The sequence below is a fragment of the Kribbella jejuensis genome (genome assembly GCF_006715085.1).
GTDB classification, from domain to species: domain Bacteria; phylum Actinomycetota; class Actinomycetes; order Propionibacteriales; family Kribbellaceae; genus Kribbella; species Kribbella jejuensis.
Genome location: NZ_VFMM01000002.1, coordinates 437,706 through 462,793, shown reverse-complemented (window position 1 = coordinate 462,793; position 25,088 = coordinate 437,706). Strand labels below are relative to the sequence as shown.

The 25,088-nt window shown below is 68.4% G+C and carries 25 protein-coding genes; 9 read left to right on the top strand and 16 right to left on the bottom strand.

Annotated features, from left to right (window positions below; all coding sequences use genetic code 11):
* The first annotated feature begins 46 nt into the window (after positions 1-46).
* Positions 47-1,483: an Nramp family divalent metal transporter gene (locus FB475_RS22180; protein WP_141858494.1), complete on the top strand. Its 1,437-nt coding sequence runs from the start codon at positions 47-49 to the stop codon at positions 1,481-1,483.
* A gap of 8 nt (positions 1,484-1,491) precedes the next feature.
* On the opposite strand, the gene FB475_RS22175 is transcribed toward FB475_RS22180, so the two are convergent.
* The gene (locus tag FB475_RS22175) at positions 1,492-2,274 is read right to left on the bottom strand and encodes a nucleotidyltransferase domain-containing protein (protein ID WP_185759393.1); all 783 of its coding nucleotides are present in this window, start codon (positions 2,272-2,274) and stop codon (positions 1,492-1,494) included.
* 64 nt (positions 2,275-2,338) lie between these two features.
* Positions 2,339-3,268 carry an SMP-30/gluconolactonase/LRE family protein gene (locus FB475_RS22170; protein WP_141858492.1) on the bottom strand — a complete coding sequence of 310 codons (930 nt, stop codon included), beginning with the start codon at positions 3,266-3,268 and terminating at the stop codon, positions 2,339-2,341.
* Between the two features lie 177 nt (positions 3,269-3,445).
* Here FB475_RS22170 and FB475_RS22165 point away from each other — a divergent pair, with 177 nt between their 5' ends.
* Both FB475_RS22165 and FB475_RS22160 read left to right on the top strand, forming a co-directional pair.
* Positions 3,446-5,221 carry an acetyl/propionyl/methylcrotonyl-CoA carboxylase subunit alpha gene (locus FB475_RS22165; protein ID WP_141858491.1) on the top strand — a complete coding sequence of 592 codons (1,776 nt, stop codon included), beginning with the start codon at positions 3,446-3,448 and terminating at the stop codon, positions 5,219-5,221.
* 67 nt (positions 5,222-5,288) lie between these two features.
* The gene (locus FB475_RS22160) at positions 5,289-6,134 is read left to right on the top strand and encodes a peptidylprolyl isomerase (protein WP_141858490.1); all 846 of its coding nucleotides are present in this window, start codon (positions 5,289-5,291) and stop codon (positions 6,132-6,134) included.
* Here FB475_RS22160 and FB475_RS22155 read toward each other — a convergent pair.
* From FB475_RS22155 to FB475_RS22145, 3 genes are all read right to left on the bottom strand, one after another.
* Positions 6,131-7,300: a glycoside hydrolase family 76 protein gene (locus tag FB475_RS22155; RefSeq protein WP_141858489.1), complete on the bottom strand. Its 1,170-nt coding sequence runs from the start codon at positions 7,298-7,300 to the stop codon at positions 6,131-6,133. The genes FB475_RS22160 and FB475_RS22155 overlap by 4 nt on opposite strands.
* Before the next feature lie 73 nt (positions 7,301-7,373).
* Entirely contained in the window at positions 7,374-8,609 is a 1,236-nt protein-coding gene (locus tag FB475_RS22150; protein ID WP_185759392.1) for a SpoIID/LytB domain-containing protein, read from the bottom strand.
* Positions 8,606-9,976, bottom strand: a complete 1,371-nt coding sequence (locus FB475_RS22145) for a peptidoglycan recognition protein family protein (protein WP_141858488.1) — start codon at positions 9,974-9,976, stop codon at positions 8,606-8,608. Before FB475_RS22145 ends, FB475_RS22150 begins: the two co-directional genes overlap by 4 nt.
* A gap of 163 nt (positions 9,977-10,139) precedes the next feature.
* Here FB475_RS22145 and FB475_RS22140 point away from each other — a divergent pair, with 163 nt between their 5' ends.
* Positions 10,140-10,979, top strand: a complete 840-nt coding sequence (locus tag FB475_RS22140) for a hypothetical protein (protein WP_141858487.1) — start codon at positions 10,140-10,142, stop codon at positions 10,977-10,979.
* 54 nt (positions 10,980-11,033) lie between these two features.
* Here the strand turns inward: FB475_RS22140 and FB475_RS22135 are convergent, their stop codons facing one another.
* The 5 genes from FB475_RS22135 to FB475_RS22115 all read right to left on the bottom strand — a co-directional run bounded on the left by FB475_RS22135 (position 11,034) and on the right by FB475_RS22115 (position 14,933).
* Positions 11,034-11,942, bottom strand: a complete 909-nt coding sequence (locus FB475_RS22135; RefSeq protein WP_238332333.1) for a hypothetical protein — start codon at positions 11,940-11,942, stop codon at positions 11,034-11,036.
* 85 nt (positions 11,943-12,027) lie between these two features.
* The gene (locus FB475_RS22130) at positions 12,028-12,648 is read right to left on the bottom strand and encodes a dihydrofolate reductase family protein (RefSeq protein WP_141858486.1); all 621 of its coding nucleotides are present in this window, start codon (positions 12,646-12,648) and stop codon (positions 12,028-12,030) included.
* Positions 12,648-13,133, bottom strand: coding sequence for an SRPBCC family protein (locus tag FB475_RS22125; protein WP_141858485.1), 486 nt, complete (start codon positions 13,131-13,133; stop codon positions 12,648-12,650). The genes FB475_RS22130 and FB475_RS22125 overlap by 1 nt, the downstream gene beginning before the upstream one ends.
* Positions 13,134-13,475, bottom strand: a complete 342-nt coding sequence (locus tag FB475_RS22120) for an ArsR/SmtB family transcription factor (RefSeq protein WP_141858484.1) — start codon at positions 13,473-13,475, stop codon at positions 13,134-13,136. It abuts the gene before it with no gap.
* Positions 13,476-13,553: 78 nt separating this feature from the next.
* Entirely contained in the window at positions 13,554-14,933 is a 1,380-nt protein-coding gene (locus FB475_RS22115; protein WP_141858483.1) for an NAD(P)H-quinone dehydrogenase, read from the bottom strand.
* Positions 14,934-14,964: 31 nt separating this feature from the next.
* Here FB475_RS22115 and FB475_RS22110 point away from each other — a divergent pair, with 31 nt between their 5' ends.
* Complete coding sequence (locus tag FB475_RS22110; protein ID WP_141858482.1) at positions 14,965-15,426, top strand: gamma-glutamylcyclotransferase; 462 nt, start codon at positions 14,965-14,967, stop codon at positions 15,424-15,426.
* Positions 15,427-15,435: 9 nt separating this feature from the next.
* A complete protein-coding gene (locus tag FB475_RS22105; protein ID WP_141858481.1) occupies positions 15,436-17,058 on the top strand; it encodes a phospho-sugar mutase in 1,623 nt (540 codons plus the stop codon).
* On the opposite strand, the gene FB475_RS22100 is transcribed toward FB475_RS22105, so the two are convergent.
* From FB475_RS22100 to FB475_RS22080, 5 genes are all read right to left on the bottom strand, one after another.
* Positions 17,055-18,140: an IS630 family transposase gene (locus FB475_RS22100; protein ID WP_141858480.1), complete on the bottom strand. Its 1,086-nt coding sequence runs from the start codon at positions 18,138-18,140 to the stop codon at positions 17,055-17,057. The genes FB475_RS22105 and FB475_RS22100 overlap by 4 nt on opposite strands.
* A gap of 79 nt (positions 18,141-18,219) precedes the next feature.
* A complete protein-coding gene (locus FB475_RS22095; protein ID WP_141858479.1) occupies positions 18,220-18,669 on the bottom strand; it encodes a hypothetical protein in 450 nt (149 codons plus the stop codon).
* Positions 18,670-18,827: 158 nt separating this feature from the next.
* A complete protein-coding gene (locus FB475_RS22090; protein ID WP_141858478.1) occupies positions 18,828-19,772 on the bottom strand; it encodes a neutral zinc metallopeptidase in 945 nt (314 codons plus the stop codon).
* Between the two features lie 134 nt (positions 19,773-19,906).
* Entirely contained in the window at positions 19,907-20,779 is an 873-nt protein-coding gene (locus FB475_RS22085; RefSeq protein ID WP_185759391.1) for an alpha/beta hydrolase, read from the bottom strand.
* 4 nt (positions 20,780-20,783) lie between these two features.
* On the bottom strand, positions 20,784-21,344 hold the full coding sequence (locus FB475_RS22080) for a PH domain-containing protein (protein WP_238332332.1): 561 nt from the start codon (positions 21,342-21,344) through the stop codon (positions 20,784-20,786).
* A gap of 45 nt (positions 21,345-21,389) precedes the next feature.
* On the opposite strand from FB475_RS22080, the gene deoC reads away from it, so the two are divergent.
* Genes deoC through FB475_RS22065 form a run of 3 tightly spaced genes read left to right on the top strand, consistent with a single transcriptional unit; the run spans position 21,390 to position 24,650 of the window.
* Complete coding sequence (gene deoC / locus FB475_RS22075; RefSeq protein ID WP_141858476.1) at positions 21,390-22,346, top strand: deoxyribose-phosphate aldolase; 957 nt, start codon at positions 21,390-21,392, stop codon at positions 22,344-22,346.
* A 5-nt stretch (positions 22,347-22,351) separates the two neighbouring features.
* Positions 22,352-23,788 carry an aldehyde dehydrogenase family protein gene (locus FB475_RS22070; RefSeq protein ID WP_141858475.1) on the top strand — a complete coding sequence of 479 codons (1,437 nt, stop codon included), beginning with the start codon at positions 22,352-22,354 and terminating at the stop codon, positions 23,786-23,788.
* A 16-nt stretch (positions 23,789-23,804) separates the two neighbouring features.
* Positions 23,805-24,650, top strand: coding sequence for an aldehyde dehydrogenase family protein (locus tag FB475_RS22065; protein ID WP_238332331.1), 846 nt, complete (start codon positions 23,805-23,807; stop codon positions 24,648-24,650).
* 11 nt (positions 24,651-24,661) lie between these two features.
* Here FB475_RS22065 and FB475_RS22060 read toward each other — a convergent pair whose 3' ends face one another.
* On the bottom strand, positions 24,662-25,030 hold the full coding sequence (locus FB475_RS22060; protein ID WP_141858473.1) for a cupin domain-containing protein: 369 nt from the start codon (positions 25,028-25,030) through the stop codon (positions 24,662-24,664).
* Between the last annotated feature and the right edge of the window lie 58 nt (positions 25,031-25,088).

The following is a 25,088-nucleotide window of genomic DNA, read 5'->3' as shown; positions in this document are numbered from 1 at the left end:
TATTCGTTACCCTCCGGAGCAGGGGGTCGACAAGTGAGGAGCCTGAATGACAGACACCGCACCTACCGACCACGGGCGATTCGCACTGCCTACCAAGAATCTGCCCGCGCCGCAGGTTCGGGACCTGCCCGAGCCGCCCGCGAACACCTGGAAGATCATCGGTCCCGGCATGGTCGGCGCCGGGGTCGGGCTGGCGTCCGGCGAGTTCATCCTCTGGCCGTACATCTCCAGCCAGGTCGGCCTGGTGTTCCTCTGGGGCGCCGTCGTCGGCGTGGTCGTGCAGTGGTTCCTGAACATGGAGATCGAGCGGTACACGCTGGCCACTGGTGAGACCGCGTTGACCGGCTTCAACCGGTACGGGAAGCACTGGGGACTGTTCTTCGCGATCATGACGTACTTCGCGAACCTCTGGCCCGGCTGGGCGACCAGTTCCGCGAGCATGCTCACGTACCTGTTCGGCGCCGGCGATCCGCGCTGGATCGCGATCGTGATGCTGCTGGTGATCGGCGCGATCCTGACCTTCGCGCCGGTCGTCTACGTGATGCTCGAGCGGCTGATCGCGGTGAAGATCGCGGCCGTCGCACTGCTCGTCATCCTCGCACTCGCGTTCGCGATCCGTGGGAAGACGTACAGCGCGCTCGGCGACGCGGTCACGCAGCCGCAGTTCCCCGCCGAGCAGCTCGGGTTCGCGCTGGTGATGGGCGCGATCGCGTACGCCGGGGCCGGCGGCGGGCAGAACCTGGTGCAGAGCAACTGGATCCGCGACAAGGGCTTCGGGATGGGTGTGCACGTCCCGCGGCTGACGTCACCGGTCACCGGCGAATCCGAGGCCGACCCGACCGCGAACGGGTACACCTTCCCGCCGGACGACAAGAATCTGGCCCGCTGGCGGCGCTGGTGGAAGTTCGCGAACATCGAGCAGGCGGCGACGTTCGTCGCGATCACCGTGCTGACGATCGCCTTCACGTCGATGCTCGCCCACGCGACGCTGTTCGGCAACGACAACGTGAAGAACAACATCGGCTTCCTGAAGATCGAGGGTACGACGCTGCAGACCGTCGTCGGCGGCTGGTTCGGCTACCTGTTCTGGGCGATCGGCGCGTTCTCGCTGTTCGCGGCGGCCGCCGGGATCGTCGACTACACGTCCCGGCTGACCTCCGACATGATCAAGGCGCGCTATCTGCGGACGTCGAAGATCACCGAGTCCAAGCTCTACTTCTGGCTGGTCTGGGGACTGGTTGCCTTCGGCATCATCGTGCTGCTGGCCGGACTCACCCAACCGTTGGTGCTGCTGATCATCTCCGCCTGCACCGCCGGCACGATGATGTTCGTCTACTCCGGCCTGCTGTGGTGGATGAACTCCAGGGCGCTGCCCGAAGCCATCCGCATCACCACCTGGCGAACCGCGGTCCTCGGCTTCTCGTTCCTGGCCTTCGGTTTCCTGGCCGTCTTCACCTTGATCGACCAGCTCAAGAAGCTCTGAGCGGACCGTCAGCCGAGGAAGTCGACGACGGCTTCCTCGGCGGCGGTACGCCGTACCATCGGCACACCCTCGCGCACCTTGCGGTACAGAGCGACCGCGGCCCGCAACGCGCGCCGGCAGTCCTCGGGATCAGCAGTCGCGACAGTGGCCCGCAGCTCCGGGACCAGCTCCGGCGCGAGCGTTTCCAGCCGCCGTACGCCGGACGGCTTCGCGGTCCGCCCACGTACCGCCAACGGTGCGATCGCGGCCGACCGCAACGCGCCCAGCCCCTCGATGGCCTCGAACAGCTCACCACGGGCGATCTTCACCTCGATGTAGTGCACCCAGCCCCAGAACCGGTCCTCGATCCACTGCGGGTCCGCCTCCGGCCAGCGCGGCGCCGATCCGGCATACGCACGCTCCACGACATCGGACCGCTGCCACAGCACCAGACCGTCCTCGACGCGCACCGCGAGCTGTTCCGGCGTGACGAACTTCAGGTCGACGTGCGCCAGGGGCGGGCCGTAGAGAACGATCAGCAGCCGCCGCTCACCGACATGCTCGCCGGTGAAGCTGGTCAGCACCGGCCCGATCCGCTCCGCGAACTCCCGCGCCGAGGCAAGCACGCTCTCGTGCGCCTCCGGCGTACACACCAGCACGAGATCGAGGTCCGAGTACTCGTCACTCGTTCCGGTGGCGACCGATCCACCGGCGACCACCGCCAGCATCCGCTCGTCCGCCTCGGCTGCCTTCACCACCCGCTCCGCGAGCTCCCGAAGATGTTCAGGCACTCGTTCGCCGACCACAGTCACAGCTCCTCCTCGCATCAGGTCAGCAGGCCATCATCACACGCCACCCCGACCTGAGGCGAACGGATTACCGCGCCGGGCCGTAGGCCTCCGGGGCGCCGTTGGCGGTGGTGAAGAGGGAGTAGACGGAGGTGGTGGCGGTGAGGAACAGGCGGTTGCGTTTCGGGCCGCCCCAGGTCAGGTTGCTGACGGTTTCGGGGACGAGGAGTTTGCCGAGCAGGGTGCCGTCGGGGTGGTAGATGTGGACGCCGTCGGCGGCCGACGCCCAGATCCGGCCCTGGGTGTCGAGGCGGATGCCGTCGAAGATGCCGTTGCCGCATTCGGCGAACAGGTCGCCACCGGTGAGCTTGTCGCCGTCGACGGTGAAGACGCGGATCGTGCCCTCTTCGGAGTCCGTGATGTAGAGCAACGACTCGTCGGGGGAGAACGCGAGCCCGTTCGGGCGGTTGAAGTCGTCGGCGACGCGGGTCAGCGCGCCGTCCGGCGCGACCCGGTACACGTGGCAGCCGCCGGTCTCGATCTCGCCCTTGTAGCCCTCGTAGTCGGAGTCGATGCCGTACGCCGGGTCGGTGAACCAGACCGATCCGTCGCGCTTCACGACGACGTCGTTCGGGCTGTTCAGCCGCTTGCCGTCGTACTCGTGCGCGAGCACCGTGATCGCGCCGTGGTGCTCGGTCCGGGTCACGCGCCGGTTGCCGTGCTCGCAGCTGATCAGCCGGCCCTCGGTGTCGCGCGTGTGCCCGTTGGTGTTGCCGGCCGGCTGCCGGAAGACCGAAACCTGGTACGACGTCTCGTCCCAGCGCAGGATCCGGTCGTTCGGGATGTCGCTCCAGAGCAGGTACCGCCCGGCCGGCGAATAGACCGGCCCCTCGACCCAGCGTCCACCGGTCCACAACCGTTCGAGCCGGCTGTCCCCGCGAAGCCCGGCGAACCGGTCGTCGAGCGTCTCCCACACCGCCGGGGCGAACCCTGCCAACGGCTCGAGAATTCCGGTCATCACCATCTCCTCCGATTGGACCTCTCCGACCGAAGGATATGCACTTCTGACGGTCAATAATTTACCAGCCAATAAATGAACTGGTTACTGATTGACTGAGAGCGTGGTGTGAGCAACACCCTGGTCCCGGTGGAGGGCACTTCACCCTAGACTCGGGCCAGCCGAAGGGAGTCAGCTGTGTCCGACAGCAAGCAGATCACCAAGGTGCTGGTCGCGAACCGGGGCGAGATCGCCGTCCGGGTCGTCCGGGCCGCCGCCGACGCGGGGCTCGGCAGTGTCGCCGTGTACGCCGACCAGGACCGGGACGCACTGTTCGTCCGGCTCGCCGACGAGGCGTACGCGCTGGACGGGGCCACCCCGGCCGACTCCTACCTGAACATCGCGAAGATCCTGGACGCCGCGGCCCGCTCCGGCGCGGACGCCGTCCACCCGGGCTACGGGTTCCTGGCCGAGAACGCCGAGTTCGCCCAGGCGGTGCTCGACGCGGGGCTGATCTGGATCGGCCCGCCGCCGTCGGCGATCGACTCGCTCGGCGACAAGGTCAAGGCCCGGCACATCGCGGAGAAGGTCGGCGCGCCGCAGGTCCCCGGTACGCCGGACCCGGTCGCGGACGCTTCGGAGGTCGTCGCGTTCGCGGAGGAGTACGGTCTGCCGATCGCGATCAAGGCGGCGTACGGCGGTGGTGGTCGCGGGATGAAGGTCGCGCGGACCATAGAGGAGATCCCGGAACTGTTCGAGTCCGCGACCCGCGAGGCGGTCAGCGCGTTCGGGCGCGGCGAGTGCTTCGTCGAGCGGTACCTGGACAAGCCGCGGCACGTGGAGACCCAGTGCCTGGCCGATGCCCACGGCAACGTCGTGGTGGTGTCGACCCGGGACTGCTCGCTGCAGCGCCGGTACCAGAAGCTGGTCGAGGAGGCCCCGGCGCCGTTCCTGTCCGACGAGCAGCTGGAGATCCTCTACACCTCGTCGAAGAAGATCCTGCGCGAGGCCGGGTACGTCGGCGCCGGGACGTGTGAGTTCCTGGTCGGGCAGGACGGGCTGATCTCGTTCCTCGAGGTGAACACCCGGCTGCAGGTCGAGCACCCGGTGTCGGAGGAGGTCACCGGCCTGGACCTGGTCCGGGAGATGTTCCGGATCGCCAACGGCGAGGCTCTCGGGTACGACGACCCGCCGGTCTCGGGGCACTCGATCGAGTTCCGGATCAACGCCGAGGACGGCGGCCGCGGGTTCCTCCCGGCGCCGGGGACCTTGCTGCGCTGGCACGCGCCCTCGGGTCCCGGCGTACGGCTGGACAGCGGGTACGACCAGGGCGAGACCGTACCGGGTGCGTACGATTCGCTGGTCGCGAAGCTGATCGTCTCCGGGCGGGACCGGACCCAGGCGCTCGAGCGGTCGCGGCGGGCGCTGCGCGAGTTCGTCGTCGAGGGCATGCCGACGGTGATCCCGTTCCACGCGTCGGTGGTGTCGGATCCGGCGTTCGTCGGGACCGACGGCTTCAAGGTGCACACCCGCTGGATCGAGACCGAGTACGACAACCAGCTCACGCCGTACGAGGGTCCGACGGCCGAGGCTCCGGTCGAGGACGAGCGCTCCCGGGTGACCGTCGAGGTCGGCGGGAAGCGGCTCGAGGTCGTGCTGCCGGGTGGTCTCGGTTCGGTTGTCGCGGCTCCCGCCGGCGGCATGGCCAAGAAGAAGCCGGCCCGGCGCGCGGGCGGTAGCAAAGGTTCGGCGGCATCAGGGGACTCGCTGACGTCGCCGATGCAGGGCACGATCGTCAAGATCGCCGTCGAGGAGGGCGCGACCGTTGCCGAGGGCGACCTGATCGTGGTCCTCGAGGCGATGAAGATGGAGCAGCCGCTGAACGCCCACAAGTCCGGTACGGTCACCGGCCTGAACGCAGAAGTCGGCGCCACCGTCTCAGCCGGCGCCCCCATCTGCGAGATCAAGGACTGATTGACAGACAGTTCTCAGGTTGACGCTGTAGGTTCCGTGCAGGCATCCGGTCGAGGAGGGTTACTGCATGTCCAAGAAGACCCACGAGCAGCAGCTGGCGGCGCGGAAGGCGAAGCGGCAGGCTGAGCGGGAAGCCGAGCGGCGCCGGCAGCGGCGGAACCTGGCCATTACCGTGGCGTCGGTGGTGACCGTGGTCGTCGTCGTGGTCGGCGCGTTCGTGGTCTTCGGAGGCAGTGACAACAAGCCCGCGGCCACGCCGTCGGTCGCGCCCGAGAACAAGCCGTCCAGTGTCCCGACCGCGATGTTCCCGGTCCCGAAGCGCCCGACGCCGCTCCCGGCCGAGGTGAACTGCGCGTACAAGAAGAGCACCGAGCCGGCCGCGCGGAAGGTGAACCTGCCGGCCGACGGCAAGACCAAGGCGTCCGGTACGTCGAAGGTCAGCCTCGACACGTCGATCGGCGACCTGCAGCTGACCCTCGACAGCTCACTCGCACCGTGCGCGGTGAAGAACTTCCTCAGCCTGGTCGGCCAGAAGTACTACGACAACACCAAGTGTCACCGGCTCACCGTCGGCGAGGGCCTTCAGGTGCTGCAGTGCGGCGACCCGACCGGCACCGGCTCCGGCGGGCCCGGGTACACGTTCGCGGACGAGGTCTACCCGACGCTCAAGTACGGCCGCGGCATGCTCGCGATGGCGAACGCCGGCCCGAACACCAACGGCAGCCAGTTCTTCATCGTGTACGGCGACGCGTCCGGGCTGACCGCGCAGTACACCGTGTTCGGGACGATCGACGAGCCGAGCCTGAAGCTGATCGACAAGGTCGCGGAGGCCGGCGTCACGCCCCAGCAGAGCCCACAGGACGGGACGCCGATCACTCCGGTCGACATCAAGAGCGCAACAGCCGCAGCCTAGGCGAGCAGACCGTAACGAGAGCGCGGCCAGGCCAGCAGGGCGTGGATCTGCGTGATACCTGCCTGCTGCAGCAGCTCCACCGATCCGGCGCCGAACTTGTACAGGTTCGTCGCCGGGTCGCGGTAGGTGTTCCATGTGTAGTCGGCGTACGACTGCATCGCCCTGCGGTAGCGGGGATCCGGCGAGACCGAGTCCAGGATCAGCAGGTTCTTGAACCAGATCGAGTTGAACGCGGCGCCCTGTTTCGCGAGCACCTCCGGGGTGTTGTAGAACGCCAGCGACGCGTTGGCGACCGACTTCGCGTCGCGCAGGTAGCGGGCGTCACCGGTTGCCTTGAACAACAACACGCCGGCACCGAGCATCACGCCCTGGTTGTAGCTCCACTGGGTCTTCTCGATGTTGCCGGCCAGGTCGATGTGGTCCCAGTACAGGCCGTTCGGCGCGAGCATGCAGGTCTGCGCCCACTGGTACATCTTCTGCGCCCAGGTCAGGTACGACTTGTCCCGGGTCAGCAGGTACAGGTGCGCGCCGAGCTCGGCGCCCGGGCCGTTCGAGATCGTGTTGCGGTCCTGGCTCCACGGCGCCTGGGTCCAGTACACGCCGCCGGCGCACGGGTGCGACGGATCGGTGTCCCAGCCGTGCACGACAAGCGCGAAGATGTCCTTGGCCCGGGCCAGCGCGGCGCGGTCACCGGTCCGCTGGTACCGCTGGATCAGGTTCAGGCCGATCCACTCGTTGTCGTCGTAGAACTTGTCGCCACCTTGACCGTTCGGCGGACGGACGTACGAGTCGTACCCGGGCGGCGTCGTACCGGAGTTCCAGTAGAACCCGTACGCCGCGATCCGCCGGTCCGCCTCCGCCGAACCGGCGGCGCCCGCGCCGGGCACACCGGCCAGGTCCTCGGCCGCGACCGCGGCTTGCGAGTACGGCCAGACGTAGGAGTACGCGTTGGACTGGGTGTTCGGGTACTCCTCCAGCAGCAGGCCGCGGCCGGCGTCGAAGTAGGTGTTGATGGCCTCGTACGACGCGCGCGCCCGCGCGGCCGCGACCGGGTCGGTCCCGGCCGGATCCGCAGCGCTCGCCGTGGACATGTTCAGGCCTCCGAGCACCGTGACCGCGAGCACTCCAGCGGCCAGACGGGTTGATATACCAAGCTTTCTGCGCATCTCCGGCTCCTCCAGGGCGGTGATTGACAGCGATGTCATGTTCTAACCGGCGCAGGGAGGGCGCGTCAATGGTTCAGCGACCAGGCACTACCGAGGAATCGGTTGATATATCAAGTGAACGAACCGCCGGGAAGCTGATCCAGGACGAGCGCAGATGCAGCCGGATCCGGACCTGGTCGGCGGTCAGTACCCGGGAGCCACGGGAGCCGACCGCTTGAACGGTGAGCGCCCGCCCGCCACCCGGGCCGACGCCGGTCCGCTTCAGCACCCGGACGTACCGGATCGTGCCGACCTGGAAGACCGCCTGCATCTCGGCAGCGGTCCGGGTCACCTTCCAGGTCACGTTCGGGTTCCCGTTCTTCGGGTACGCATCCCAACTGTCGACCTTGGTCAGCTGGTACGGCACGTCACCGGCCGCGGTCGCGCCACCGTTCGACGACGAGAACTCCGCGATGATCGGCTTCCCGTTGTAGAGCCGGATCTGCCCGGCGGTGTCCGCGATCGCGTTGTTCGTCGACGTCTCCTCGTCGTCGTACCCGCCGTACACCTGGCAGGACGTGGTGTCGCACAGATCGTACGCTCGCGCCGTCGCGCGGTTCCGGTGGAAGACGGAATAGGTGCGCGCGGCAACGGCCTGCGCCTGCAGCGCGGCCGGCCGCCAACTCGTGACGGCCTCTCGCGGTACGACGCCGCGCAGGTAGTACTCGAGTGGGAGTACGTTCACCGTGTCGAGGTGCGCGCCGTCGACGTCGATCGCCCGCAGCACGCCGCGGTACCGGCGTACGGCGCCGCTCGGCAGGATCAGCCCGATCACCGCCGCGCCCTCGAACTGCGCCATCCCGGTGAACGTCTTGTACAGCGTCCACTTCTTGGTGGTCGCGTCGTAGGAGTTGAGCTCGGTGCCGTGCTCGCCGTTCGGGTCGATCGACCACTGGTCGATGGTCGATGCCTTCGGCAACGTGTACAGCTTGCCGGTGGCCAGCGAGCGGACCGCCAGCCCGTTCACCACCGCGACCCGGACGCCGTCGGTGGTGTCGGCGCTGATCCGCACCCGGATGCTGCCGGTCGCCTTCCCGGTGGTCGTCCCCGGGTAGTAGAAGTCCAGGATCTGCTTGACCGACTTCCCGGCCAGTGCGGCCCCCTGGGCGCCGTACTGCGACAGTCCGCGGCCGTGCCCGAACCCGCGTCCGGTGATCGCCGTGTCCGGCGCTGTCACCCCAGCAGCGGCCGGCGTGATCTCGCGGGCGTGCGCGGTCGTACTGACCAGGGTCGACGACAGCACGACCGCCGCGATCACACGTTTTCTCATAGTGCCCTCCCGTAGACGACCTGGACCTGGCGAGCGCGGCGGTCCCAGACCAGCCAGCCCCGCTGGAACTTCTGCCGCGCCCCGCCGTGCACCTGGTACGCGTCGGTGATCGGCAACCCGAGCCGCGCACTCCCCGCCCCGAGCCGCCGGTACCGGGTCCGGAACGCGCCGGCGGTGGAATGCGGGCCGGTGGCAACGGAGTAGAAGACGTCGACGGTGGCGAAGTACGTCGCCCACCCGGTCCGGGTCGGATGCTCGCCCCAGAACGGTTGCCCGATGTTGCGGAACCCGAGTTGCCGTGCGTAGCGGTAGATCGGCGTCGCGAAACTCCCGCCCATCAAGGTGTTCACTCGTTGCCGCAGCCAACCGAGTTTGTTGTACAGCTGGGTGCCTGGGCAGTCCGTCGCCTTGGTGTCGCGGTGTCCGGACACCGTGTGCAGGCTCTTTCCGTCGAGCCGGATCGTTGCCGAGGGCGACCGGTAGTTGGCGTCCAGCTTCCAGGCCAGCACCCGGGCCGTCGACTCCAGCATCGCCGGCGGCGGCGCCACCTGGTCGAAGTTCCCGATCACCGCGACACCGAACGAGTTCGCGTTGTACGACGCGGTGTGCGCACCGAGTACCGGCAACTGCGCGCCACCGGCGCGGCCCTCGAAGATCCGGCCGAACCGGTCGACCAGGAAGTTGTACCCGAGGTCGCACCAGCCGCGGCTTTTCACGTGGTACGCGTAGATCGCCCGCACCATCGCCGGCACCTGCGTCCGCGTGTAGTCGTTCCGATCGGCGGTGTGGTGCACGAACGCCCCGAGCACCGTCGTCGTGTACCGCGGCCGCACGCAGTCGGCCCCGTTGTACGCGCGCAGCCGCTCGTCGGCGCCCCAGCGCCGCCGGCTCACCATCAACGGCATCGGGTACGGCGACGCGCTCGACGCGGCGCCGATCTCACCGGGGTCGTCAGCGTCGGAACTCAGTACGCCGGGCTGGATCAACACCACCTTCGCGCCGGAAACCGTCGTACCGGTGTTCGTGACAGCGCTGGCCTGAATGCCGGTCGCATTACCGACCCACAACGGTTCGGTGCCGGCACGCTGAATTCCTTCGGGCGCCAATGGATCCGGCCCGTGATCGTCCTCGACCGATAACGATTGCCAATCGGTCCACTTCCCGTTCTGTTCGACCCGCACCTTGGCGGCGACGTTCCGCACACCTTCGGGCCAGGTGATGCCGACCATTCCATACGGTTTGGTATGCGCCTGGACGGAGACGCCGTCGAGCGGGATCTCCTGGTAGGACGGGTCGTTCGAGGGTTGTTGCGGCAGCAATGCGGTCGCGGTGAGCACGAGCGGGAGCAGTCGCGCGGTCTTGCCCATGCAGAGGCCTTCCGGCGGGGGTCGGACAGGCGCTGGGCGGCGCGCGTCTCCATTGTGCGACGCCGGTCACCGCTTTCCCGGGATTGCGTCACCCTGCGTGGCGGCGGCGCATTTGCGGGATTGGATACGCTCTATCCCATTGGACCCCCGAGAGAGGCCCGTCATGGAATTCATCCTGATCATCGCGGTCGTGGTGATCGCGGTGCTCGCGTACAACTCCTACCGGCGCACCCAGCTGCAGAACAAGAAGCAGCACGAGATCAGCGCGGCCGAGCTCGAGGCGGTCAAGCGGACCGCCGACGAGGACATCACCCGGTTCGGTGAGGAGCTGCAGGACCTCGACCTGGAGATGGTCGGCAAGGACCTCGGCGACGGTGCGCGGCAGGACTACCAGCGGGCGCTGGACTCCTACGAGTCCGCCAAGCAGGCGATCGGTCAGGTCACCCAGGCCGACCAGATCAAGCACGTGGTCGAGATCCTCGAGGACGGCCGGTACGCCGCGGCTTGCGTGAAGGCCCGGGTCAACGGCCAGCCGCTGCCGCAGCGCCGGCCGGCCTGCTTCTTCAACCCGCAGCACGGCCAGTCCGTGGTCGACGTGATGTGGTCCCCGCCGAACGGCGCCCCGCGTGAGGTGCCGGCCTGCGCGGCCGACGCCGAGCGGGTCCGGGCCGGCGCCGAGCCGGACGTTCGCAAGGTGATGGTCGGCCCGCAGCGGGTCCCGTACTGGGAGGCCGGCCCGGCGTACTCGCCGTACGCGCAGGGTCTGTTCGGCGGTGTCGGCGGTGTGCTGACCGGCATGTTCATCGGCACGGCCCTCGGCGGCATGTTCGCCGGTGGTGGGTACGGCGACTACGCCGCCGGCTACCAGGACGGCATGAACGACGGCGACAACGGCGACAACGGTGGCGACAACGGGGACTTCGGCGACGGCGGTGACGGCGGCGGCGACTTCGGCGACTTCGGCGGTGGCGACTTCGGCGGAGATTTCGGCGGCGACTTCTAGCATCGACAAGGCCCCGGTGACCGCGACTCGGGTCACCGGGGCCTTGTCAGGTCCTCACTCGCCGAACAGTGGCGGCTGCCCCTCGGCAGTACCCAACGAGTAGACCGGGTCCTTGAACGTCCCCGGTACCTTGCCGAGGCCCTTGATCACGGTCGCCGTACCGTTGGCGTGACCAACGGCGTACAGGTACGCCGAGCCGGTGTCCTTGTCGATCGCGGCGAGCAGCGTGCCCTGGGCGCCGCACTTCTCCGCGACCAGCGATTCGAACGACTGCCACGTCGACGTGCGGACCTTCTTCACGATCGGCTTCAGCGGCGAGGTCCGCGGGATCCGGATCGTGTACAGCGCGCCGCCCCGGGTGTTGGCCAGGAAGGTGTCGTACGTCTGCGTCTCGCTGATCAGCGCCATCGTCTTCACCGAGTAGAAGTTTCCGGCCGCGATCTCACCGTGCCAGACACCCTTCGCATCCTTCACCCAGCGATGCAACTGCCCATCGAAGCCGTACCGCGCGCTGGCCGCCACTGTCGAACCGGTTTCCTTCTGCCAGAACGACTCCTCGACCACGGAGAAGTACCGCCAGCCGGAGCCGATCTTCTTCAGCCCCGTCGGCGGCACGCCGGACAGGTCCGAGTAGTACGCCGAGTACAGCGTGTCGTTCAGCACGACGAGACCGGTCGTGGTCGAACCGGCCGGCACCTCGAGCGCGGTCGTCCAGGTCGAGGCCGCCTTCGCGATCCCCGGCGTGAGCAGGTGCGGGCCCTTGGTGTACTTCGCGCTGACCGGGGAGGTCGCCGTGATCGCCGTCCCCGCGATGTCACCGCCGCTCGTGATGGAAGCAGCAGTCACACTGCAGGCCGCCGCTGTCGCCCCTGTCGCTCCCGTCGCCGCCGTCGCCGGCGTGGTCGCCACGCCGCCCAACAACAACGCCGAAGCCGCTACCGCGGACGTGTGCTTGAGTTTCATCCGAAGGATCTTCACACCCTTCACGATGCGGTACAGACCACCGAAGTTGCGGCAACTCCCGCCGACAACTTTTCCGGGCCGCCCCCTAGCGCTGGTGGACCGTGTAGGTCAGGTGGGTGACGTTCGGCGCGTGTTCGACGTGGGTCTGCTGCAGGGCGATGCGGGAGGCGTCGATGCCGTCGAAGAGGCGTACGCCCGAGCCGAACAGCACGGGTGAGAGGGCGATGGAGAACTCGTCGATCAGGCCGGCGTTCAGGTACTCCAGGATCGTCGCGCCACCGCCGGCGATCCGGACGTCGCGATCGCCGGCCGCGTCCCGGGCCTGGTCGAGGGCGGCTTCGATGCCGTCGTTGACGAAGTGGAAGACGGTCCCGCCCGGCCGCTCCCACGGGTCGCGCTTCTGGTGCGTCACGACGTACACGGGAGTGTGGAACGGCGCTTCCTCGGGCCACATCCGCTCGCCGGCGTCGAACATCCGCTTGCCCATCACGCTCACCCCGGTGCGCTCGAAGGTCTCGCGCGCGATGTCGTTGTTGCGGCCCTCCTCACCGCCCTTGCCCAGCTTGAGGTTCTCCCGGAAGAACTTGAGCGGGAAGACCCAACGCTGCAGCTCCATCCACTGCTTGCCCATCAGCTCACCGAGCGATCCGGGTGCGATGTAGCCGTCCACCGACATCGACACACTGAAGAACACTTTCCCTGCCATCAGCTTTCCTTCCCGGTGACGTACGCGTTCAGGTTGGCGAGGGTCTGCAGACCGCCCTCGACCGCGTGGTACTTCCCGACCGCCTCGTCGCGCAGCTCCTTGGTCGGGAACACCGCGCGCATCTCGACCCGCGTCCCCGGACCGTCAGGCGCGAACGTCAGCACCGACTCGAACGCGTTCGGGTCTGCGTCGAACTCCCCGTGCACGCAGGCGATCCGCTCGCCCGGCACGATCTCCGTCCAGCGGATCCACTCCGGATAGTCGGTCCCGTCCGGACCGTGCATGACGAACTCCCAGACGCCACCGACGGCGAACTCGAACGCCTTCGTGGTGGTCGTGAACCCGGCAGGGCCCCACCACCGGGACAGATGCCGCACCTCGGTGAACGCCTCGAACACCAGCTCCGGCGAGGCATCGATCACCCGCCCCACCACGATCTCCCGATCGTCCACGGCCGGCCGCGCCTCGCGCCCCGCAGTACTCATTCAGTCCTCCTGCCTTTCCTGCTTGAGCTCTTGCACGTACGCATCCAGCCGCCCGAAGCTCTCGTTCCAGAACTCCTCGAATCCGCCGACCCACTCGTGCACCGGCCGCAACCCACGGGCATCCAGCCCGTACAACCGCTGCTTCCCCACCTGCCGATCCCGTACCAGCCCCACCTCCCGCAACACCCGCAGATGCTTGGAAGCCCCCGGCTGACTCATCCCCAACTCCCGCGCAAGCTCCCCCACCGCCCGCTCCCCGCCCCGCAACACCCCCAAAATCCCCCGCCGCTGCGGCTCCGCAATCGCATTGAAAACATCCGACGTAGTAGCAGCCCGAGCCATGCGCCCATCATATGCCCATATAGGCATACGTCAAGGAAAGCTCAACTCCACCACGTCCAACCGATCTTCAGTGGCGGTTCAGTGGCGGAGGTGGAGGCGGCGGGCGGCTTCGGCTACGGAGCCGGAGATGGAGGGGTAGACGGTGAAGGACTGGGCTACCTGGTCGACGGTCAGGCGGGCGGCTACGGCCAGGGAGATGGGGTGGATGAGTTCGCTGGCTCGGGGGGCCACGACCACGCCGCCGACCACGATGCCGGTGTTGGGGAGGCAGAAGAGTTTGACGAAGCCGTCGCGGACGCCTTGCATTTTGGCTCGGGCGTTGTCGGCGAGCGCAACCTTGACGACCAGTGCGGTGCTTCCACCCGCATCCACCACAGCCTGGGACAGGCCTACGGTGGCGATTTCCGGCGCGGTGAAGACGTTCGCGGAGACCGTTGACTGGTCCAACGGTGTGACCGCGTCGCCGAGCGCGTGGGCCATCGCGATCCGACCCTGCATTGCGGCGACCGAGGCGAGCATGAGTACGCCGGTGCAGTCGCCGGCCGCGTACACCCCGCGGGCCGTCGTACGCGACACCCGGTCCACCTGTACGAAGCCGCCGTCGGTCAGCGACACGCCCGACTCGGCGAGGTTCATGTCATCGGTGTTCGGCAGCGATCCGACCGCGAGCAGCGCGTGCGAACCCTCGACCTTGCGCCCGTCGGTCAGCGTCACCACGACCCCGTCGCCGGACCGCTTCACCGACTCGGCCCGGGACTTGCTCAGCACGGTCAGCCCGCGCCGCTTGAACACGTCCTCCAGTACCGCCGCGGCGTCGGCGTCCTCGCCCGGCAGCACCCGGTCCCGGGACGACACCAGTACGACGTCACTGCCGAGCGCGTCGTACGCGCTGGCGAACTCCGCACCGGTCACACCCGACCCGACCACGATCAGCCGCTCGGGCAGCTCGGAGAGCTCGTAGACCTGCTCCCAGGTGAGGATCCGTTCGCCGTCCGGCTCCGAGCCCTTCAGGATGCGAGGCCTTGCACCAGTTGCGATCAGGACCACATCGGCGTCCAGTCGTTCGTCCCCGACCACCACGGTCTCCGGGCCGTCCAGCCGGCCGCGGCCCTTGATCACCCGGACCTTGTCCCGGTCCAGCCGCCGCTCGATTCCGGCCGACTGGGCGGTCGCCAGCGCCTTCACCCGTTTGTTGACGACGGAGAGATCGACACGCACGGAGTTCGCCGGATCGTCGTCGCCGTCGTCCAGCCGGACGCCGAGCTCCCCCGCCTCCTCCACCTCGGTCATCACCTCGGCGGTGGCGATCAAGGTCTTGCTCGGTACCGCGTCGGTACGCACGCCCGACCCGCCGATTCCGCCGGAATCGACAACCGTCACCTCCCCGCCGAGCTGGGCGGCCGCACTGGCCGCTTCGTACCCGCCTGGACCGCCTCCGATGATCACAACTCGCGCCACGAGAGGCCATTGTTCCGTATCCTCTGATTCCGTGACCCTGTACGCCGCGTTTGCGTCGAATCTGGACCCGAACCTGATGGCCGAGCGGTGCCCGTACTCGCCCCTGCGCGGGACCGGCTGGATCGTCGGCTGGCGCCTCACCTTCGGCGGCGAGGAGCTCGGCTGGGAGGGCGCGATGGCGACCGTGGTCGAGGACCCGTCCGACCAGTCGAACCAGGTCTTCGTCGCGCTGTACGACGTCCACCCGAAGGACGTCGAGCGGCTGGACGAGTGGGAGTGGATCGACCAGGACGTGTACAGCAAGATCCAGGTCCGGGTGCAGACCCTGGACGGCGAGCAGCTCGCCTGGATGTACGTCCTGAACGCCTACGAGGGCGGCCTGCCCTCGGCCCGCTACCTCGGCATCCTCGCCGAGGCCGCGGAGGCAGCCGGCGCCCCCGACGACTACGTGGCGGACATCCGGTCCAGGCCGTGTCAGTCGTCGGGTCACTAGAGTGCCCATGTGAGCGATGATCTGAGGGCCGCTGCCGAAGCCTGGCTGCTTGAGGACCCCGACCCTGATACCCGCGCCGAGCTGACCCAGCTTCTGGACTCGGGCGACACCGCGGAGCTGGCCGACCGGTTCGACGGCACGCTGGAGTTCGGTACGGCGGGGCTGCGCGGTGCCGTCGGCGCCGGGCCGAACCGGATGAACCGCGTGGTGGTGATCCGCGCCGCCGCCGGTCTCGCGGCGTACCTGAAGGCGAAGGGCCTGACCGACGGCCCGGTCCTGATCGGGTACGACGCCCGGCACAAGTCGGACGTGTTCGCGCAGGACACCGCGGCGGTGATCCGCGGCGCCGGCCTGGACGCCGTACTGCTGGATCGCCCCACCCCGACGCCGGTGGTCGCGTTCGGGATCCGGCACCTGCACGCGGTCGCCGGCGTGGTCGTCACCGCGTCGCACAACCCGCCGCAGGACAACGGCTACAAGGTCTACCTGGGCGACGGCTCGCAGATCGTGCCGCCCGCGGACGCGGAGATAGCGGCCGCGATCGCCGCGGTCGGGCCGCTGGCCGACGTACCGCGCGGCGACGACTGGCAGACCGCCGGGGACGACCTGCTGGACGCGTACCTGGACCGGATCGCCGAGCTGGTACCTGCCGACGCGCCGCGGGACCTGAACGTCGCCTACACCCCGTTGCACGGTGTCGGCCGGGCCCTGGTGGAAAAGGCGGTGGCCCGCGCCGGGTTCGCCGTACCGCAGGTGGTCGCGTCCCAGGCCGACCCCGACCCGGACTTCCCGACCGTCTCCTTCCCGAACCCGGAGGAGCCGGGCGCGATCGACGCCGCGCTCGACCTGGCCCGCTCGATCGGTGCCGACATAGCCGTCGCGAACGATCCCGACGCCGACCGCTGCGCGGTCGCGATCCCGGATGTGGACGGCTGGCGGATGCTCAGAGGCGACGAACTGGGCAGTCTGCTCGGTGAGTTCCTGCTGCCAGGGTCCGACGGTGTCGCCGCCTGTTCGATCGTGTCGTCGTCGCTGCTCGGCAAGATCGCGGCCTCGTTCGGCGTCCGGTACGTCGAGACGCTGACCGGCTTCAAGTGGATCGGACGGGTCCCGGACCTGGTCTTCGGGTACGAGGAGGCGCTCGGGTACTGCGTGGACCCGGCGGCCGTGAAGGACAAGGACGGCGTGTCGACGCTCATCCGGGTGCTGCAACTGGCGGCGCAGGCGAAGGCCGCGGGCCGGACGCTGGTGGACCTGCTGGACGATCTCGCGATCAAGCACGGTCTGCACGCGACCGACCAACTGTCGGCACGGGTCGAGGACCTGTCGCTGATCGCGAAGGCGATGAAGCGGCTGCGCGCGACGCCGCCGACGACGCTGGGTGCGTACGCCGTCGAGCGGATCGACGACCTGAGTCAGGGCTCGGAGTCGCTGCCCCCGACGGACGGGCTGCGCTACACCCTGTCCGATGGCGCACGCGTGGTCGTGCGCCCGTCGGGGACCGAACCGAAGCTGAAGTGCTACCTCGAAGTGGTCGTGCCGGTGACGACGGAGGTCGCCGCGGCGCGCACCCAGGCAGCGGATGCCTTGGCAGCCATCAAGACCGATCTGGCTGCCGCAGCAGGTATCTAGTGTCGTGAGTCGTTAATCCTGGTGCAGTAGCGGGCGATGGATTCGAGGATTTGATCGGCGGTTTTGGTCCACACGTAGGGTCGTGGATTGTCGTTCCAGGTGTTGATCCAGGCGCGGATGTCTGCGTTGAGTTCGCGGACGGAGCGGTGGGTGCCGCGGCGGAGTTTCTTGGTGGTCAGTTCGCCGAACCAGCGCTCGACGAGGTTGAGCCAGGATGAGCTGGTGGGGGTGAAGTGCAGCACGAAGCGTGGGTGCGCGGTGAGCCAGCGTTTCACCGCAGGTGTTTTGTGGGTGGAGGCGTTGTCGAGTACGACGTGCACGTCGTACTCGGCTGGTACTTCGCGGTCGATGGTGGCGAGGAATTTCTTGAACTCGATCGCGCGGTGCCGGGCGTGCAGGGAACCGATGACGGTGCCGGTGGCGATGTCGAGCGCCGCGTACAGGCTGGAGGTGCCGGCGCGTTTGTAGTCGTGACTGGCCCGGGCCGGCGTGCCGGGCATCATTGGGAAGATCGGCGCGGTGCGGTCCAAGGCCTGGATCTGGGACTTCTCGTCCACACATAGCACCACCGCGGCCTCGGGCGGGTTCAGGTAGAGCCCGACCACGTCGTGGACCTTGTCGATGAACAACGGATCCTTGCTCAGCTTCCACGAATCCTGCCGGTGCGGCTGCAGCCCGAACGCCCGCCAGATCCGCGACACCGCCGACTGCGACAACCCCAACTCGGCCGCCAGCGACCGCGTCGACCAGTGCGTGGCATCCTTCGGAGCTGTCTCCAGCGTCGTGGTGATCACCGCCTCGACCTGCTCATCGCGCACCGTCCGCGGCCGGCCCGGCCGCGGCTCGTCCAGCAAACCCTCCAAGCCCTGCTCGACAAACCGCGCCCGCCACCGCCGCGCCGTCGCGACATGGACATCCAGCTTGCGGGCCACCGCGCTCGTACTCAGCCCATCGGCCGCGGCCAGCACAATCCTCGACCGCACCGCCAGCCCGTTCGCCGACGTCGCACGCCGCGACCACGCCACCAACTGCGCACGCTGCTCATCGGACAACACCACCGCAGGAGCTACTGGATCCGGCACGAACCCACACTACCCAACTACCACTGAACTAATGACTCACGACACTAGTCCCGGAACACCTGGCGGGTGGTTCGGGAACTCAGCGGGCCGCGGCGGCCGCTTCGGCCTGCTCGGCGTGCAGCGAGCTCTGCAGCGACGAGTGCAGGATGCGGAGCGTGCTGGTGGACTGCATCAGCGCGTCCCGCTCGTCCGGGTTCCGGTTCGCCAGCGCGGAGATGTCGTTGATGGCGGTCTCGATCCGGGCGATCCGGTCGGCGACCGTACCTTCCTGGCTGCTGGCCTTGCGGATCGCGTCGGACGTGACCGTCCAGACGTCTTCCTTGTCGTTGGTGCGCCGGGACATGTCCACCATCTGGCTGAGCGCCGCGAGGTCGTGGTCGACCTGGGTGCGCTCCACCGGCACGGTGATGCCCGCGGTCGCCTGGCGCAGCCGGGTGACGTGCCCGGACAGCTCCGACCAGGTGGACCGGCCACTCTTGATCTTGTCCAGCACCTTCGCGTACTCGGTGTTGAACTCGTCGTAGTTCACTGTCGTTGACTCCTGCCGTTCGACGATCGACCTCAGAACTCTAGGGCGTCCGCACCCGGAACAAGTAACCGCACGATCGCTGATCGTGCAGGTGTCGCCAAAACGCAACAGCCGCCCGGTACGCCAACGCGTACCGGGCGGCCGAGTTACGAACTGCGTCAGGCGACGTACGCCGAGGACGCGTTGAAGGTGTTGCAGTTGCCCGCGACGGTGTAGCTGTGCTTCGCGTTGAAGCCCATGGTCGACCAGAACGCGTGGTTCTTCAGCGAGCCGTGGTCACGCGGGTAGCCCGGCTGGTCGCCGCTGTTGCTGACCACGTTGTTGAGCTGCGTCATCAGGCCGCCGCTCCACGGGTAGTACCGCTTGTTCGAACCGAGGACCGCGGTGCCGAGGCAGGACGCCTGCAGCTCGCGACGACGGCTCTCCTCGAGCTGCGCCGCGCTGGTGCTGAACCCGTACTGACGCTGCCAGGAAGCGTTCAGGATGCCGGTCAGCCACTGGACGTGGTGACCGTACTCGTGCGCGATCGTGAAGGACGCGTACGCACGGGCGAAGGTCGGGTTCTGCTTCCAGTAGTTGATCACCGGGGTGACCGGGAAGTAGATGTACGACTTGCCGCCCGCGGCGCACATGAACGCGCGACCCGTGGTGTCCAGACCACACGGCGAGTTCACCTTGTACGACGTGGTGAAGATCAGCTTCGGTGCCACCTTGTACGCCGCACCGGCCTGCTTCAGCGGCAGCGCCCACGCGGCGTAGATGCAGCGGTCCAGCTGGGAGACGTACGCCTGGACGCCCGCGGAGGTGCGCAGGGAGACGTTCACCTCCTTGCACTTCGACGGGGTGATCGCGCCGGTCTTGTACAGCCGGTTGTAGCGCACGACGTTGGTCAGCGACGACTTCGTGGTCAGCAAGTCGCCGGCCGGCGGCGGGCTCATCACCTTGGCGGTGCTGTCGACCGGCGGCGTGCTGGCGACCGCCGCCGTCGTGTTGGTGCTGGAGGTCTGTGCGGCCTGCGCGTTCGGCAGCGCCATGGCCGCGAAACCGGCCAGGGCACCGACCGCGGCGAAGCCACGCAGGGTGGTACGGGAGAGGTTGACCATGAGCTCCACTCTCGATGTGTCTTTGGGACCTGTCGGACCAATCCTGGGGTGCACAGGGGTTCACCTGGGCTCGGACACGGAGTCTGACGCGGCGATTCAGGCCACAGTTCCGCTCGGGAGCGCCGAGTTTGCCGTCAGTTCGCGAGTTTGGTGCCGAGAAATCGCAACTGGTCAGGCAGCATGCGCCGCCAGTAGCCGCCGGTGTGCAGTCCGGGCTGCTGTCCACCGGCCGCGCCCAGTTCGGTCCGCAGGTCATGGGCGGCTGCGGCGAACGGGTCGTCGCGGCCACAATCGATGCGAACGGCAACGTCCCGGAACGCGCCCGGGTGCCCGAACACCTGGTTCCGCGCGAAGTCGGCCGCATCGTCGAACGCGCCCGGCTGGACGTCGTCGTACGAGTGCCACAGCGCCGGGCTCATCGCACCGGCGACGATCGGTTTGACCGTCTCGCGCAGTACGTGGAGCAGGGTGCCGTACCCGCCCATCGACCAGCCGAAGACGCCGTACCGGCTGGTGTTCAAACCTCGGCGGGCCAGCAGCGGGAGGAACTCCTCGGCGAGCATGTACCCGGGGTCGTCGCCGTCCGCGCGCCGATGCCAGTAGCTGTCCTGGCCGCCGTCGACGGTGGCGATCGCGAACGGCGGCGTACCGTTCCGGATCGCTGAACTCAGGAAACGATCGACGCCGAGGTCGTTCACCGCAGAGCGATGGTCGCCCCCACGACCGTGCAGCGCGAGCACGACCGGCAGCCGGGCGCCGGCGGTGTACCCGTCCGGGTAGATCACGCTGTAGCCGACGTCGGTCCCGCGTGCGCGCGACGCGAACGAACCGGAGACGACCGGACCGGCCGGTACGGCGGGGACGACGCCGTCGGGGCCGGTGAGCCCGAGCAGTTCGTGCACCCGGCCGCGGCCGGGGATCGCGCCGCTCTCGAGCGCGGCCACCGAGACGGCACCGGTGATCGCCGCGGCGGCGCCGGTGCGGACGAAGGTACGGCGGGTCGGCACGAGGTCAGCGGACGAAGGCGGCGACCACCGCGATCATGGCCAGTACGCCGAGGACGATCAGCTCGGGCCGCGCCCACTCGCTGACGATGTCACCGTCGGACTTGCCGGCGAACTGTGCCATGTGGTTCTCGATCCGGCCCACCACGATGTCGGCCTTCGAGATCGAGCTGTCCGCGGCGAGCTTGCGGCCGCCGACGCGTTGCTTGCGGAGATCGCGCATGACCAGTTGGACGCCGGACGCCCGGAACCGGTTCGCGTCGGTGTGCACCCGGAGCAGGTCGGTGACATCGGCGCCGGTGACCTTCGACCACGGGATCCGGTGGTCGCGCAGGTGGTTGCGGATCAGCAGGTTCTCCGGACTGAGCGTGACCGACGGCCGGATCAGGCCGACGTAGGCGAGCAGCATGAAGATCGCGATGATGCTGCCGACCAGCAACCCGGTGGCGGTCCGCCACTCCAGGATCACGTCGAGCAGGCCGAGCGCCCCGATCACCAGGACGACGGTCCCGGTGATCCGGTTCGACGCGGACAGGTAGTGCTCGCTCTCGGGCGAATTCGACTTCACCCGCACAACGTAACCGGCGCTCAGAATCCGCACTAGACTGCCGTGGTGACCACACTCGACAGCGGCGTCGACACCCTGGCCGACGTGACGTCCTCGGAGGACCGGCTGCGCCGATTCCTGCTCGGGCTGCCGGGCGTCGACCAGGTCGGCGCCGAGGCCCGGGCCGCCACGCTGAGCTCGCGGTCGATCAAGACCACCGCGAAGCAGTACGCGCTGGACCTGGCGATCTCGATGATCGACCTGACCACGCTGGAGGGCCAGGACACCCCGGGCAAGGTGCGGGCCCTGTGTGCGAAGGCGAAACGGCCCGATCCGGCCGACCCGACCGCGCCGCAGGTCGCCGCCGTCTGTGTGTACCCGGACCTCGTCGCCACCGCGAAGCGCGAGCTGCAGGGCTCCGGGATCAACGTGGCGAGTGTGGCAACCGCCTTCCCCAGCGGGCGTTCCAGCCTGGCGATCAAAGTCCAGGACACCAAGGACGCGGTCGCGGCCGGTGCCGACGAGGTCGACATGGTGATCGACCGCGGCGCCTTCCTGTCCGGGCGGTACGCGATGGTCTTCGACGAGATCGCCGCGATCCGCGAGGCGGCCGGTGACGCACATCTCAAGGTGATCCTGGAGACCGGCGAGCTGGTCACCTACGACAACGTCCGGCGGGCGTCCTGGCTGGCAATGCTGGCCGGCGCGGACTTCATCAAGACCTCCACCGGCAAGGTGTCGCCCGCGGCCACGCTGCCGGTCACCCTGGTGATGCTGGAAGCGGTCCGCGACTACCACGAGGCCACCGGGCTGCACATCGGCGTCAAGCCGGCCGGCGGGATCCGGACCGCCAAGGACGCGATCAAGTACCTGGTCACCGTGAACGAGACGGCCGGCCCGGACTGGCTGGACCCGGAGTTGTTCCGGTTCGGCGCCTCCAGCCTGCTGAACGACCTGCTGATGCAGCGCACCAAGCTGGCCACCGGGCACTACCCGGGCCCCGACTACTTCACCTTGGACTGACAGGCATGAGCAGATTCGAGTACGCACCCGCGCCGGAGTCGCGCGCGATCGTCGACATCAAGTCGTCGTACGGCCTGTTCGTCAACGGCCAGTTCACCGATGCGACCGACGGCAAGCCGTTCAAGACCGTCAGCCCGTCCTCGGAGGAGGTGCTGGCCGAGGTCAGCGAGGCCGGACCGGCCGACGTCGACAGGGCCGTTCGCGCGGCCCGCAAGGCGTACGAGAAGGTCTGGGGTCCGATGAGCGGCAAGGACCGGGCGAAGTACCTGTTCCGGATCGCGCGGCTGATCCAGGAGCGCTCCCGGGAGCTCGCGGTGCTGGAGTCGCTGGACAACGGCAAGCCGATCCGCGAGTCCCGCGACGTCGACATCCCGCTGGTCGCCGCGCACTTCTTCTACTACGCGGGCTGGGCCGACAAGCTCGAGTACGCCGGTGCCGGCGACGACCCGCGGCCGTGGGGCGTGGCGGGCCAGGTGATCCCGTGGAACTTCCCGATGCTGATGCTGGCCTGGAAGATCGCCCCGGCGCTTGCCGCCGGCAACACCGTGGTGCTGAAGCCGGCCGAGACCACGCCGCTGACCGCGCTGGCGTTCGCGGAGATCTGCCAGCAGGCGGATCTGCCGCCGGGCGTCGTGAACATCGTCACCGGCGCCGGGCGCACCGGACAGGCGCTGGTCGAGCACCCCGATGTCGACAAGATCGCGTTCACCGGCTCGACTGCCGTCGGCCGGGCAATCGCGAAGGCGATTGCGGGAACCGAGAAAGCGGTGACCTTGGAGCTAGGGGGCAAGGCGGCGAACATCGTCTTCGAGGACGCGCCGATCGACCAGACCATCGAGGGCATCGTCAACGGCATCTTCTTCAACCAGGGCCACGTCTGCTGCGCCGGTTCGCGGCTGCTCGTCCAGGAGAGCGTGTACGACGAGGTCCTCGGCCGGCTGAAGCGCCGGATGGAGACGCTGCGGGTCGGCGACCCGCTGGACAAGAACACCGACATCGGCGCGATCAACTCGCCGGCCCAGCTGGCGAAGATCCGCGAGCTCTCGCAGATCGGCGAGGACGAGGGCGCCGAGCGCTGGTCGCCGGAGTGCGAGCTGCCCTCGCAGGGGTACTGGTTCCCACCGACCGTTTTCACCGGCGTCTCGCAGGCGCACCGGATCGCCCGCGAGGAGATCTTCGGCCCGGTGCTGTCCGTGCTGACGTTCCGGACGCCGGCCGAGGCGGTCGAGAAGGCGAACAACACGCCGTTCGGGCTGTCGGCCGGCATCTGGACCGAGAAGGGTTCCCGGATCCTCTGGATGGCGAACCAGCTGCGCGCCGGCGTGGTCTGGGCGAACACGTTCAACCGCTTCGACCCCACGTCGCCGTTCGGCGGCTACAAGGAGTCGGGCTACGGCCGCGAGGGCGGTCGCCACGGTCTGGAGGCCTACCTTGCCCACTGAGACTCCGAGGCTTGAAGTGCGCAAGACCTACAAGCTCTACATCGGCGGCGCCTTCCCACGCAGCGAATCCGGCCGTTCGTACATCGTGAACAATGCCAAGGGCAAGTTCCTGGCGAACGCGTCTCAGGCCTCCCGCAAGGACGCCCGGGACGCCGTGGTCGCGGCCCGGAAGGCGTTCAGCGGCTGGCACGGACGGACGGCGTACAACCGCGGCCAGGTGCTGTACCGGATCGCCGAGGTGATGGAGGGCCGGCACCAGCAGTTCAGCGCCGAGGTCGCCGCCGGTGAGGGGTTGTCGATCTCCAAGGCCCGCGCGGTCGTCGACGAGGCGATCGACCGCTGGGTCTGGTACGCCGGATGGGCCGACAAGCTCGCCCAGGTGGTCGGATCGAGCAACCCGGTCGCGGGTCCGTACTTCGACTTCTCGTTGCCCGAGGCAACCGGTGTGGTCGCCGTACTCGCACCGCAGGACTCGTCGCTGCTCGGGCTGACCAGCGTGATCGCGCCCGCGATCGTGTCCGGCAACACGGTCGTCGCGGTCTCGTCGTACGAGCGCCCGCTGCCGGCTGTGACGCTCGGCGAGGTGATGGCGACCTCCGACGTACCGGGTGGAGTGGTGAACATCCTCACCGGCTCCGCGTCCGAGATCGGGCCGTGGCTGGCGTCCCACCAGGACGTGAACGCGATCGACCTGTGCGGGATCGAGTCCTCGGACGAGGCCCGCGACCTTGAGATCGCCGCCGCCGGCAACCTCAAGCGGGTACGCCGCCCCGGCCCGGAGGACTGGTCCGCCGATCAGGGTCTGTCCCGCCTCACCCAGTACCTCGAATTGAAGACCGTCTGGCACCCGATCGGCGTCTGATCCGTGCTGGATCAGCTGACTTGGAGGGCCTTCGCGATCGCCGCCTCTGTTTCGGCGAGCTGCTCGGTCGGGCTGAACTGGACGAGTTCGGTGCCCTCTTCGGCCTCCGGCGCGTGTCCGGGAGGCAGGTAGAAAGCGTCGCCTGCCTCGACGATCTCTTCGCCGCCCGGGTAGCGAACGATCAGCCGGCCTTTGAGCACGTAGCCCCAGTGCGGGCAGGAGCAGTTCCCGCCCGGGAGCGACGCGAGCATCGGACCCAGGTCGTGGCTCTTGGTGATGGTGGTGAAGTTGACGGTGTAGCCGCCGAGCTCGGCCGTCCGGTCGATCGCTACCCCGTAGTCGGCCACCTTGTCGGCGCTCGCACTCGATGCTTTCGCCATGGTCTTTCCTTTCGTTCGGTCCTGAGAGGACCGTAACCAGCACGACCGAAGCCGGGCA